10 protein-coding genes are annotated in these 12,621 nt (G+C 64.9%); 3 read left to right on the top strand and 7 right to left on the bottom strand.

Features of this window, described 5'->3' with window-relative positions:
- Positions 1-66: 66 nt before the first annotated feature.
- Positions 67-1,152, bottom strand: a complete 1,086-nt coding sequence (locus tag EJ069_RS01300; protein WP_126059727.1) for a pyridoxal-phosphate dependent enzyme — start codon at positions 1,150-1,152, stop codon at positions 67-69.
- 281 nt (positions 1,153-1,433) lie between these two features.
- Between EJ069_RS01300 and EJ069_RS01295 the strand changes: the two genes are divergently transcribed.
- A complete protein-coding gene (locus EJ069_RS01295; protein WP_126064602.1) occupies positions 1,434-3,389 on the top strand; it encodes a transcriptional regulator in 1,956 nt (651 codons plus the stop codon).
- A gap of 18 nt (positions 3,390-3,407) precedes the next feature.
- Here the strand turns inward: EJ069_RS01295 and EJ069_RS01290 are convergent, their stop codons facing one another.
- The 5 genes from EJ069_RS01290 to EJ069_RS01270 all read right to left on the bottom strand — a co-directional run bounded on the left by EJ069_RS01290 (position 3,408) and on the right by EJ069_RS01270 (position 9,861).
- Positions 3,408-4,445 carry an MBL fold metallo-hydrolase gene (locus EJ069_RS01290; RefSeq protein WP_126059726.1) on the bottom strand — a complete coding sequence of 346 codons (1,038 nt, stop codon included), beginning with the start codon at positions 4,443-4,445 and terminating at the stop codon, positions 3,408-3,410.
- A 181-nt stretch (positions 4,446-4,626) separates the two neighbouring features.
- Positions 4,627-6,660: an autotransporter outer membrane beta-barrel domain-containing protein gene (locus EJ069_RS01285; protein ID WP_126059725.1), complete on the bottom strand. Its 2,034-nt coding sequence runs from the start codon at positions 6,658-6,660 to the stop codon at positions 4,627-4,629.
- 110 nt (positions 6,661-6,770) lie between these two features.
- The gene (choV, locus tag EJ069_RS01280; RefSeq protein WP_126059724.1) at positions 6,771-7,952 is read right to left on the bottom strand and encodes a choline ABC transporter ATP-binding protein; all 1,182 of its coding nucleotides are present in this window, start codon (positions 7,950-7,952) and stop codon (positions 6,771-6,773) included.
- The gene (gene choW / locus EJ069_RS01275) at positions 7,949-8,803 is read right to left on the bottom strand and encodes a choline ABC transporter permease subunit (protein ID WP_042640270.1); all 855 of its coding nucleotides are present in this window, start codon (positions 8,801-8,803) and stop codon (positions 7,949-7,951) included. Before choW ends, choV begins: the two co-directional genes overlap by 4 nt.
- A gap of 122 nt (positions 8,804-8,925) precedes the next feature.
- A complete protein-coding gene (locus tag EJ069_RS01270) occupies positions 8,926-9,861 on the bottom strand; it encodes a choline ABC transporter substrate-binding protein (protein WP_126059723.1) in 936 nt (311 codons plus the stop codon).
- Between the two features lie 248 nt (positions 9,862-10,109).
- Here EJ069_RS01270 and EJ069_RS01265 point away from each other — a divergent pair, with 248 nt between their 5' ends.
- Positions 10,110-10,721, top strand: coding sequence for a thymidine kinase (locus tag EJ069_RS01265; RefSeq protein WP_126059722.1), 612 nt, complete (start codon positions 10,110-10,112; stop codon positions 10,719-10,721).
- A 3-nt stretch (positions 10,722-10,724) separates the two neighbouring features.
- Here EJ069_RS01265 and EJ069_RS01260 read toward each other — a convergent pair whose 3' ends face one another.
- Positions 10,725-11,621 (bottom strand): DMT family transporter, encoded by an 897-nt coding sequence (locus EJ069_RS01260; RefSeq protein WP_126059721.1) that lies wholly within the window; start codon positions 11,619-11,621, stop codon positions 10,725-10,727.
- 99 nt (positions 11,622-11,720) lie between these two features.
- Here EJ069_RS01260 and EJ069_RS01255 point away from each other — a divergent pair, with 99 nt between their 5' ends.
- Entirely contained in the window at positions 11,721-12,578 is an 858-nt protein-coding gene (locus tag EJ069_RS01255; protein ID WP_126059720.1) for a LysR substrate-binding domain-containing protein, read from the top strand.
- Positions 12,579-12,621 lie beyond the last annotated feature (43 nt).

The raw sequence follows: 12,621 nt of genomic DNA, 5'->3' as shown, positions 1-12,621 counted from the left end.
TCGGCCAATGTGCAGCCAATCACCGCGGCGTCGCCACCCGAAAACGGGCGACGCCGCGGATCGTCGTCAGCCCTCGAACTGGCAGCTCGGCGTCGAGCGCGACAGCGCCGTCTCCTCGGCGTCCATCTCGGCCTCGATGCCATCGAAGAGCGGCGTCGACATGTAGCGTTCGCCAGTATCGGGCAGCATGCACAGGATCACCGAGCCCGCCGGGGCTTTGCCGGCGATCAGGCGTGCCACGGCGAAGGTGGCGCCGCCGGAAATGCCGGTGAAGATGCCTTCCTGCTGCGCCAGCGCCTTCGCCCATTTGATGCCTTCGGGGCCGGGGATCGGCACCACCTCGTCATAGTAGTGCTGGTCGATCGCCTCCTGCAGGACATTGGGGATGAAGTCCGGCGTCCAGCCCTGGATCGGGTGCGGCTCGAAAGCCGGATGGCTGGCGGCCGGCGCGCCGCCGGCGCCGCGCTCCTGGGCCTTGCCGCTGCCGATCAGCTGCGCGTTCGCCGGCTCGGCAAGCACTATTCTGACCTCCGGCCGCTCGCGGCGCAGCACTCGGCCGACGCCGGTCACCGTGCCGCCGGTACCGTAGCCGGTGACCAGATAATCCAGCCTTGAGCCCGCGAAATCGTTGATGATCTCGCGGCCCGTGGTCGCCTCGTGGATGGCGGCATTGGCCTCGGTCTCGAACTGGCGCGCCAGGAACCAGCCATTGGCCTCGGCGAGCTCGACCGCCTTCTTGTACATGCCGAAGCCCTTCTGGGCGCGCGGCGTCAGCACCACCTTGGCGCCAAGCATGCGCATCAGCTTGCGGCGCTCGATGGAGAAGCTGTCGGCCATCGTCACCACCAACGGATAGCCTTTCTGCGCGCAGACCATGGCAAGGCCGATACCGGTGTTGCCGCTCGTTGCCTCCACGACTGTCTGGCCGGGCTTGAGCTTGCCGCTGCGCTCGCCTTCCTCGATGATGTTAAGCGCCAGCCTGTCCTTCACCGAAGCCGCCGGATTGAAGAACTCGGCCTTCACATAGATCGTTGCGTGACCCGGCCCGAGATTGTTGATGCGGATGACCGGCGTGTCGCCGACCGTGTCGAGAATGCTGTCGAACAGCCGGCCGCGCCCGGCCGTGGTCCTGATTTTCAACTGATGCAACATGGATCTCTCTCCTCGAAATCTCACATGCCGGTTACAGACCGGCGGACTGGGCGGCGCGGTTTCGACACCTTGCCGCGTTAGGTTGCTTGCCGACATTCGGCAAAGGCCGCATTCGGCTCGAGAACTCGTCGCCAGATGCGCCCTGTTGTGTTTGGTGATAGAACATGGACCAACCAGTCAGCGTGGGAGCGAGCGTGGAAACGGACGTGGAATCCGTTTGGTCGGCCCAGAAAAGCAATGCAGCCCGCCTGTCGATCCGGCTGCTCGGCCCGCTCGCGATCATGCGCGACGATGTTCCCGTCGCGCTGCCTTCGTCACGCAAGCTGCGCGCGCTGCTTGCCTATCTGGCGCTGGCGCCGCGCCCCGTCCGCCGCAGCCGTCTTTGCGAGCTTCTCTGGGACGTGCCCAACGATCCGCGCGGCGAGCTGCGCTGGTGCCTGAGCAAGCTGCGTGCCGCGCTCGACGAACCGGGCTTGCGCCGGATCGAGACGGAAGGCGATACCGTGGCGCTTCGCCTCGGTGATATGAGCGTCGATGCCGTCAAAGCCGCTGCCGCGGTGGCGGAAGGTATCGAGACGCTTGGCCTCGACGCTCTGCGGGCACTTGCGCAACTGTTCGCCGGCGACTTCCTCGACGGGCTGGAAGTCGATCGCAGCCCGCATTTCGGCAGCTGGCTGACGGCGCAGCGCCGCCGTTTCAGCGCATCCCATGTCGCGGTTCTGGAGCACATCATCGACGTTCTACCGCGGGGAGCCGACGAGGCCGGCGTCTATATCGACAAATGGCTGGAGCTTGCGCCCTTCGACGGCCGCGCGCATGTGGCGCTGCTGGAGAACCTGGCACGGCGCGGGCAGTTCGGCGCCGGCGAGGAGCATCTAGCGACGGCGGCGGAGCTGTTCCACTCGGAAGAGCTGGATTTCACGCCGTTGCGCGAGGCCTGGCAGGAGATAAGAGCCCGCAACGTCGGCGCAACGCCATGCGCCCGATCCGGGCCGCCCTTCCCGGCCCCGGACCTGCCGGTCGCCGCGATCGAATCCGAGCCCGCGGCGACGCGCCGGGCTTCGCTCGCGGTGATGCCGTTTGCCGAGAGTGCCGGCACCGGCGGCTTCCGCGGCGGGCTGGCCGACGGCCTGACGCACGACATCATCACGCGGCTTGCCAAGCTTCGCGATTTCTTCGTCATCGCCCGCGGCTCGGTCTTCGCGCTCGCCGAAAAGAACATCGCGCCGGAAGACGCCGGACGTCGGCTGAATGTCGACTATGTCGGGACGGGCTCGGTGCGAGCTCTGCCGGGCCGATTCATCGTGTCGGTCGAGCTTGTCGAGGTCCGCACGGCAAGGATCGTCTGGGCCGATACCTTCGAGCACTCGCCCGACGACATCTTCATCGTCATCGAGGATATCGGCAACAGCATCGTCTCTTCCATTGCCGCCGAGATCGCGACGGTGGAGCGCAACCGCGCCTTGCTGAAGACGCCCAATTCGCTCAATGCCTGGGAAGCCTACCATCGCGGCCTCTGGCACATGTATCGCTTCACCCGCCAGGAAAACGAGCTGGCGCAGCATTTCTTCGGCGAAGCGTTGAAGCTGGACCCCACTTTCGCGCGCGCCTATGCCGGCATGTCCTTCACCCATTGGCAGAACGCTTTCCAGCGCTGGGGCGACCGCGATCGCGAGACCGCGCTTGCCTTCGAAAGCGCCGGCCAGAGCCTGCTGGTCGACGACCGCAACCCCGCCGCCCACTGGGCGATGGGCCGCGCGCTGTGGCTGCGCGGCGAGCAGGACGGCGCGCTGCTGGAACTGGCGAGCGCCGTCGACCTCAGCCCCAATTTCGCGCTCGGCCATTATGCGCTGTCTTTCGTCCATTCGCAGTCGGGCGACCCCCAGTCTGCGATCGGCTCGTCCGACCATTCGCGCCATCTCAGCCCCTTCGATCCGCTGTTGTTCGGCATGATGGGCGCGCGCGCCATGGCGCATGCCAGGCTGGGCGAATTCGAATCGGCGGCCGAATGGGCGCTGAAGGCGGCCGCGAGGCCCAACGCCCATGTCATCATCCTGGCGATCGCCGCCCATTGCCTGGCGCTGGCCGGCCGGCAGGACGAGGCGCGGACCTTCGCCGCCACGATCCGCAGCACCTTGCCGAACTATCGCGCCGACGATTTCATCGCCACCTTCCGCTTCGACCGGGACGGAGAAGCTCTCTTCCGAAACGGCGCCAAGCTGATCGGGCTCAACTGAGCCACGCCGCTGCCGCTGCTAGTGCGCGAGCGGCCCGCTCGCCTTCCGCCAGGCGTCGATGCCGCCCTGGATGTGGCGGGCGCTGGAAATCCCGACATCCTGCGCCGCTTGCACCGCCATCGCCGAACGCTCGCCGAAGGCGCAGTAGAACAGCAGCTGCTTGGCTGTTGATTTGGCCAGCTCGTGCAGCATGCCGCCGGCCATGATGTTCTCCTGGAGCCGCGCATAGGGCAGATGGATGGCGCCGGGGATGACGCCGTGGCGCTCGCGTTCGGACTGCTCGCGCAGGTCGATCAGCGCCACGTCGGGCCGCCCGACAAGCGCCAGCGCCTGCTCGGCGCTGACCGCCCAGCCGCGGCTGGCGATATCGTCCTGATGCAGCCCCACCCGCATGTTGGCGGGCACGGCCACATCCATCATCTTTGGATTGGCCAGGTTCAGATTGTTCATGATGTTCACATATTCGTCGACCGACTTCACCTGCAGGCGCGGATTGAAGGCCTTTTCCTCGCCGATCGTCGACACGGTCTCGCCCTTATAGTCATGCGCCGGGAAGATCATCGTCTCGTCGGGCAGCTTGAGCAGGCGGCCGAAGATCGATTCATATTGCTGGCGCGGATCGCCGTTCTGGAAGTCGGTGCGGCCGGTGCCGCGGATGAGCAGCGTGTCGCCGGTGAAGACCCGGTCGGGCAGGACGAAGCTGTAGGAATCGTCGGTGTGGCCGGGCGTGTAGATGACATCGAGCGCCAGCCCCTCGATGCCGAGCTTGTCGCCGTCCGCGAGCCGCATCGACACGACGTCGGCCTTGGTCTGCTCGCCCATCACGGTGATACAATGCGTCCTGTCGCGCAGCGCGCCGAGGCCGGTGATGTGGTCGGCATGAAGATGCGTGTCCACGGCCTTGACCAGCCTGAGATCGAGCTCGTTGACGAGTTGGAGATAGCGCTCGACCTTCTCCAGCACCGGATCGATGATCAGCGCTTCGCCGCCGCGCCGGCTGGCCAGCAGATAGGAGTAGGTTCCCGAGACGGAATCGAAGAGCTGACGGAACATCATCGTCGCATACCCCGCTGCATTTTCACCGCCGGGCATCGCCTCGCGGTCGTAGCAATATTCTACTCCACCGGCGATCGGAATCGGAATGGATTTTCGAAAATATATTAGCCGGTAGACGGCCTTCCCCGCAGCCACGGGATGCCAGCCCTCAAATGCGGCGCGGGCTGGTCGATCAGAACCCTCAAAAAGCCTTGCTGAGGCGGGCCTGGCCTCGGACAGTGAAGGCGTTGTCGGTCCCGTAACCCGCCTCGAAGCCGGCATTGAGCGTCATGCCGGCGCCCACTTCCGCCGCGACGTCCGCGCCGGCAAAGCCGCGCAACACAAATTTCCTGCCGCCCGCGGGAAAAGAGATGTCCTGGCCGAGCAGCGTTGCCGAAACGTCATCGCTGTTTTGCGCGATCGCATCGACCCCGGCGCGAAGCGTGGTTTGCCAGGTCTGGCTTGGCGTGCTGGCGGGAGCGAGCGCCAGCGCGAGTTGGCCGCGCGCCTCGAAGACGTTGACGTCACGCCGCGAGACCGCAAGATCGCCGTCCGAGCCGGTCTCCGTGTAATCGTCGAAGAAGAGCCCAGCGTAGCGCAGCCGCACGCTGGGTATCAGCGTGCCGGCCGTCACCGGCAGCCGCATGCCGAGCGTGACCGAGGGGCTCAGGAAAACGCCGTTGAAATCGGCCCGCGCCGTTTCGATGCCGCCGAGCACCAGATTGTTCGCGACATGGCGGCGGCTGCGCTCCTGCAGCACGCCGGCGACGAACGCCGCTTCGGCGAAATGCGTGCCTGCGTCATAGCCGAGATAGCCGCCCGCAAACGCGCCGCGATGGACGATCTCCTGCGCGTCGTCGTCGACCTCGGTAGACCCGGCGGCGCCGCCGAGGAACAAGCCGCCGAGGAAGCCGTCGCCCGAGCGCCTTTCTGCGCCGGCGACCACACCGCCCAGCGCCTCGCTGAACCCGGCCGATGCGCCGGAACCACCCTGGGAGCGTATCCCGCCGAAAGTGGAAATCCAGGCGTCCGGACCTTTCCGTAGCGCAGGCAAGCCGTCGTCTGGGGCAGCCATACGGGCCTCGGCGACACCGGCTATGCCCTCGACAAGGTCCTCGATCAGCGGCCCGCTGCTCGCAAACTCGGTGATATCGACCACCGCCATGCTGTCGCCGCTGGTCACGAACGGCCTGCCGCCGGTAAGGATGGTTTGCGGCAGGCCGCTTCCTGAAAAACTCATGACGGCGTTGAGCCCAGGGCCGAAGGTGATGGTGTTGCCGCCACCGGAAAAGACGATCGGCCCCTGGATGGCCGTCCCGCCCAACAGGTTCAGCGTGGCGCCAGACGCGCCGAAATAGATCGCTACGCTCTGGTCACTGAAGACGTGACCGAAATTGGTGATGACGGAACTGCCGCCCTGGGCCGCAATGCCGACAGCGCCTAGACCCTCTACGATCACCGAACCGGAGTTGGTGATCGTGGCGTTGCCGAACAGCGCACTGATACCCGTCGAAGCCGTCCCGAAGACATCGACCGTGCCGCTGTTGGCGATGGTGATGTCATTGCCGCTGGCGCCGATGCCGACCGAAGCCAGGCCCGACACAATGATCGACCCGGAATTATCGAGTCGCAGCCCGTCGCTCTGCCACAGAATCCCTCCGGCCGCGGTCCCATAGGCCTCGATGGATCCGCTATTGTCCACCGTCAGGTCCGACCCATCGCCGATTATGCCTGCGGCAGCCGTCCCGGAAACGCCGATAAAGCCGCGATTGTCCACATGCCCGCCCGGGGCATCGCTGATGATCCCGTATGTGGCGACGCCAAGCGCTTCGATAACCCCGTTGTTGACGATCTGCGCATTGCCGCCCACCGACAAAATGCCGATCGAGCCATCGCCGATCGCCAGGATGCCTCCGTTGTTGAGGATAGTCGCGTCGGGCCCTTGCGAATGCACATTGGCGGCGCCGCCGCCCAACGTTGCGATCAGCCCGTAATTGGTCAGCCGCTGACCAGAATTGAACATCCGCACGGCATCGGCGCCGGCGCCAAATGTTTCGATCGCTCCGTTTGCTTCCACGAGGCCGGCATCACCAGCATTGCTCATCGTCTGCTGGCCGGCAATGACGCCATTGCCGATGACAAAATCTTGGGCGAACGCCGCGCCGCTTCCAAGCGAGACCCCGGCGACAATCGACAGCGCTATCGCGCCTGGAACCCCTGTGCGCGACGTCGGCATCACCCCTCTGGCGCATGGCCACGCAACAGATAGATTCTGCGCCCGAAGGAAGCGAAAGACAAGCCGCGGGCGAAACGCCCAGCCAACGCGCTATACGCCTGCGAAGAAGCCTATCGCCGCAGCACGGCGCTGAGCACGTCGCGGATGCCGATCGCGCCGACGAAGCGCGAGCCTTCGTCGAACAGCGCCACCGGCGCCGTCTGTGAGCGATGCATGGCGAGCATCACCGTTTTCAGCGGCGTGCCGGGATTGGCCCAGAACACCTGGGCCCCTTCCTCCGGCTGGCGCTCGACATCGGCGCAGGAGACCCACACCGCCGGCTTGCCGTCGCGTTCGGCCGCCGCCACCAGGCCATGCTCGTCGATCTTGAAGCGCGTCGTCTTGCGCCTGTCGAGCCACACCCAGCCATTGTCGCCCTGCTCCAGGTCGCGGCGGTCGCGCATCACGTTCCACGCCGTCAGCACCGACAACGGGTTAACATTGGCGATGAAGTCGCGGACATAGTCGTTGGCGGGCCGCAGAACGATGTCTTCCGGCGCGCCGGTCTGCACGATGCGGCCGCCTTCCATGATCGTGATGTGGCTGCCGATCTTCAGCGCCTCCTCGAGGTCATGGCTGACGAAGATGATGGTCTTCTTGAGTTCCGCCTGAAGCTGCAGCAATTCGTCCTGCAGCTTGGTGCGGATCAGCGGGTCGAGCGCCGAGAACGGCTCGTCCATCAAGAGGATCGGCGCTTCGGTGGCGAAGGCGCGCGCCAGGCCGACGCGCTGCTGCATGCCGCCGGAAAGCTCATGGGCGTATTTCTTCGACCACTGGTCGAGATGGACGAGCTGCAATTGCTTCTGCACGCGCGCCTTGCGTTCCGCCTCCGGCACGCCGGCAAGCTCGAGGCCGAAGCCGACATTTTCCTCGACCGTGCGCCAGGGCAGCAGGCCGAACTGCTGGAACACCATGGCCACCTGCTTCTGCCGCAGCCGCCGCAAGGTCGCCTCGTCGCAGGTGACGACATCGACGATGCGGTCGCCGTCCTTGACCAGCACCTGGCCGCGCGACACGACGTTCAGGCGGTTGACGGCCCGAAGCAGCGTTGACTTGCCGGAGCCGGACAGACCCATCAGCACCGAGATCTCGCCTTCATGCACGGTGAGGCTGGCGCCGGCGCAACCCAGCACATTGCCGGTCTTCTCCAGGATCTCGGCGCGGGTGGCGCCCTGGTCGATCAGCGCCAGCGAACCGGCCTGGTCGGCGCCGAAGACGATGTCCACGTTCTTGAAATCAACCGCGACGGTCATTTCTTGCCTCCAACGCCGATGCGGGTCATGCGGTCGAGCACGATGGCGAGCACAACGATGGCAAGCCCCGCCTCAAGCCCGAGATCGATGCGGCGCGAGCCGAGCGCGCGGTTGATTTCCGTGCCGAGGCCGCCGGCGCCGATCAGGGCGGCGAACACCACCATCGACAGCGACAGCATGATCGATTGCGTGAGACCCGCCATGATGGTCGGCAGCGCCGATGGCAGCTCAACCTTCCACAGAAGCTGGCGCTTGGTGGCGCCGAAGGCCTCCCCCGCTTCGATGATCGCCTTGGGCACCGAGACCACGCCGAGATGGGTGAGCCTGACTGCCGTTGGAATGACGAAGATGATGGTGACGATGAGACCGGGCGCGTTGCCGAGGCCGAACAGGGTGAGCACCGGGATCAGGTAGACGAAGGTCGGCAGCGTCTGCATCAGGTCGAGCACCGGCAGCATGACGCGGTAGACCTTCGGCTTGTGCGCGGCCCAGATGCCAAGGGGCACGCCGATCGCCATCGCCATGGCGGCGGCGGCAACGACCAGCACCAGCGTCTGCACCGTCTGCTTCCACAAGTTCTGGTTGATGATGAAGATCAGGCCGAGGAAGACGCCGATGGCGAGCGGCCGCGAACGCTGCAGCAGCCAGGCGACGATAGCGATGACCAGCGCCAGAAGCACTGGCGGCACCATCAGCAGGAGGTTCACCGCCCCATCGAGGATGAAATTCAACCCGTTTGAAAAAGCCCGGAAGATGGTGTCGAAATTGTCGGTCAGGAAGCCGAAGAACGCCTTGCCCCACGGCCCGATGGGGATTTTGTAGTCGGTCAGGAATTTCGAAATCGGATCCATCTTTCCCCTCTCGGCTTCGCCGCGCTTGCCGCGCGGTCATCCTCTCACGTCTCCAGGCATATGAAAAAGGGCAGCCTCTTCAAGGCTGCCCTTTTCCGGAAATCATGCCGGTCCCAAGCGGCTCAGCTCCCGAGCGCGGTCTTGACGGCGGCAGCCGCGTCCCCGCCATCGAAGGTGGTGACGCCGGCGATCCACGGCGCAATGGCGTCGGGATGCTTCTTCAGCCAGTCTTTCGCCACCGTCTGGGCATCGCCGCCCTTCAGGATCGCGTCCATCATCTCGCCTTCCATGTCGAGATTGAACTTAAGGTTGGCGATGAACTTGCCGGCGTTCGGGCATTCGGTGGTGTAGCCCTTGCGCACGTTGGTGTAGACGGTGGCGGCGCCGAAGCCGCTGTCGCCCATGCCGTCGAGATAGGTGATCTTCATGGCGCCCATCACCGGGTGCGGCGTCCAGCCGAGGAAGGCGATCCACTCATTGTTCTTCATCGACTGCTCGGCCTGCGTCAGCATGCCTGCTTCCGACGACTCGACCAGTTCGAAGCCCTCGAGATTGTCCTTCGGGTTCTTGATCATGTCGAGGATGATGCGGTTGCCGTCATTGCCGGCCTCGATGCCGTAGATCTTGCCGTTGAATTTGTCCTTGAACTTGCCGAGATCGGTCAGCGTCTTGACGCCGGCATCCGCGACATAGGTCGGCACGACAATGCCATAGCCGGCACCGGTCAGGTTGGTGCTGATCGTCTCGACCGAGCCGTCGGCGGTATAGTCCTTGATGTCGTTGGTCATCGACGGCATCCAGTTGCCGAGGAAGACATCGAGGTCCTTGTTCTTCAGCGACGCATAGGTCACCGGCACCGAAAGCTGGATCGTCTGCGGCTCGTAGCCGAGCGCGGTGAGCAGCACCGAGGCCAGCCCCGTCGTGGCCTGGATGTCGGTCCAGCCGACATCGGACAGGCGAACCGCCTTGCAGCTCGCCGGATCGCCGGCATAAGCGGCGGTCGTGGTCAGAAGCGCCGCAAGGCCGATGCCCGCGGCGATAGATTTCATACGCGACATGAACTTTCTCCCATTGCAATTACTAGGCGGTGCGAAGTCACGGTTCTTGCGCCCGCCTTGTTTCGTCAGCCAAACACCATTTTGAAGCCGTTTCAAGCGCTTCAACATCACGACGAACGGCGCGCGCTGGCCTTTACGCGACATGACAGGCTTTTGAACGACATCGGATTTTAGACGGCAGGGAGTTTTTGGTGGACGGAGCCTCGGCCCCCCTCCCCGGGCGCCGACATGTGAGCTTAGAAGGACGCATGGCCAAGCTTTACTTCCACTACGCGACGATGAATGCCGGCAAGACGACCATGCTCTTGCAGGCGTCCTACAACTATCGCGAACGCGGCATGTCGACGATGCTGTTCGTCGCCGGACATTATCGCAAGGGCGACAGCGGCTTGATCTCGTCGCGCATCGGTCTCGAATCCGAGGCCGAGATGTTCCGCGAAGGCGACGATCTCTTCGCCAGGGTCGCCGAGCATCACGAACATACGACCGTGCATTGCGTGTTCGTCGACGAGGCTCAGTTCCTCGAGGAGGAGCAGGTCTGGCAGCTCGCGCGCATCGCCGATCGGCTGAACATCCCGGTCATGTGCTACGGCCTGCGCACCGATTTCCAGGGCAATCTGTTTTCCGGCTCGCGCGCGCTGCTCGCCATCGCCGACGACCTGCGCGAGGTGCGCACCATCTGCCGCTGCGGCCGTAAGGCCACGATGGTGGTCAGGCTCGGCTCCGACGGCAAGGTGGCGAAGCAGGGCCAGCAGGTCGCCATCGGCAAGGACGTCTATGTCTCGCTCTGCCGCCGCCATTGGGAAGAGGAAATGGGCAGGTCTGCTCCCGACGATTTAATTGGTTTTGTCAGCCCCTGAGGTTTAGGCGGCCGAGACACGCCGCATCGGGAACCGCCAGCCAAGCCGCACGCCGAGCGTTGCCAGCGCAATCAGCGCCATGCCCGCAGCCTGCGCCGGTCCGAGTGGGTGGCCGTACAAGGCCCAGTCGATGATGATGGCGACGACAGGATAGATGAAAGTGAGGATGCCGATCACCGGCGTCGTCAGGCGCGGAAAGGCGGAATTCATCAGCACATAGGCGATGCCGGTATGCAGGACCCCGATCCCGGCCAGCCAGCCCCACGACGCAGGCGCAATAGGATGGCCGATGTCGGCGAACGGGGCGAGCAACACGACCCCGACCAGCGTCTGGCAAAGCACGGTGATCTCCGCGCGCTGTTGTCCGAGGCCCTTGGCAAGGATCGTCGCCACCGCATAAAGCAGGGCAGCGCCCAGCGTCAGCGCGATGCCCAACGCCCATTTGGCGTCGGCATGGCCGTGTGTGACGACCAAGCCGCTGGCCAGCACCACGCCGAGAAACGCGCCAAGCATCCATAGGATCTGGTCGGGCGAAATGCGTTCCTTGAGGAAGACAACGCCGATCAGCACCACGAAGAACGGCTGGACATGGTAGACGATCGTCGTAGTCGCGATCGATGTCATGCCGAAGCCGGCAAAGAAGGCCGTCCAGCTCAGTACCATGCAAACGCCGCCGAGCGCGGCGAGCGCAAGCCGGGATGGGGACAGTGTCCGGTCCGGCAGGTAGCCGCGCAGCAAGCACCAGGCGGCCAGGAACAGCGAGCCGAACACGCATCGCCAGAAGACGACGGTGACGGGATGTTGTCCCGACTCCGTGACGAAGGCGCCAACCGTGCCGGCAATCACCATCGCCAGAGCGAGGCTCGCGGCGGGGAAGCGGGCGATCGATATGTCCCTCATCGTCAGCTCTCGAACGGATCGAAGCTTATCTGGCCAGCCGCAACGATTTCAATCAAGCGAATAGATTTGTGAGTATCTATTCGATATGCTGATAGCGCCATGGCCGCTCCACTCGACCTCAACCTGCTGAAGACCTTCGTTGCCGTCGTCGAAAGCGGCAGCCTGTCCAATGCGGCGCCGCGCGTCGGCCGAAGCCAGTCGGCGGTCAGCATGCAGATGCATAGACTGGAGGATATGGTCGGCAACCAGCTTCTGGTGCGGGGCCCTAGAACGGTCACCCCCAATGCTGCCGGCGAGGATTTCCTCATCTATGCGCGCCGGCTGCTGAAACTGTCCGACGAGGCATGGGCGAGCGTCACCCGGCCGAAGGAAACAGGCAGCGTGCGCCTCGGCGTGCCGGACGACTACGCCGCCTTCCTGCTGCCGCCTGTCCTGTCGCGCTTTGCCGAGGATCACCCGCTGGTCACCGTCGAGCTCGTCTGCGAGCAGTCGACTGCGCTGGTGAAGACCCTGGCGGAGGGACGGCTCGACCTGGCGATCGTCACCCGCCTGCCGGATCAGCCGCTCGATGTGATCAGGCTGGAGCGCTTTGTCTGGGTCGCCTCGCCCAACCACGTCGCCTGGCAGACCGATCCGCTGCCTGTCGCCCTGTTCGAACCTGGCTGCGCGGCAAGGATGAATGTGCTGCAGGCACTGGGCGGTGCCGACCGATCCTATCGCTGCACCTATTCCAGCGCCTCCCTGCTCGGACTGGTCGCGGTCGTCCAAGCCGGGCTGGCGGTCGCCGGCCTTGCCCAGCGAAGCGTGCCGCCGTCGCTGCGCATCATCGGCGCCAATGAGGGGCTGCCTGTGTTGCCGGACCTGGAGATCGGCATACTGCGCAACCCTTTGTCGACGACGCCGGCAGTCGATCGTCTGCATGATTTTCTGCGCCGCGACCTGGCGCAGCAGGCCTGAGCCGCGGAGACTGCCTGCAGCCCGGGTGTGGCCTTTATCAAGG

It is taken from the genome of Mesorhizobium sp. M2A.F.Ca.ET.043.05.1.1, from assembly GCF_003952445.1.
Taxonomy (GTDB): domain Bacteria; phylum Pseudomonadota; class Alphaproteobacteria; order Rhizobiales; family Rhizobiaceae; genus Mesorhizobium.
This window is presented reverse-complemented; position numbering and strand designations above follow the sequence as displayed.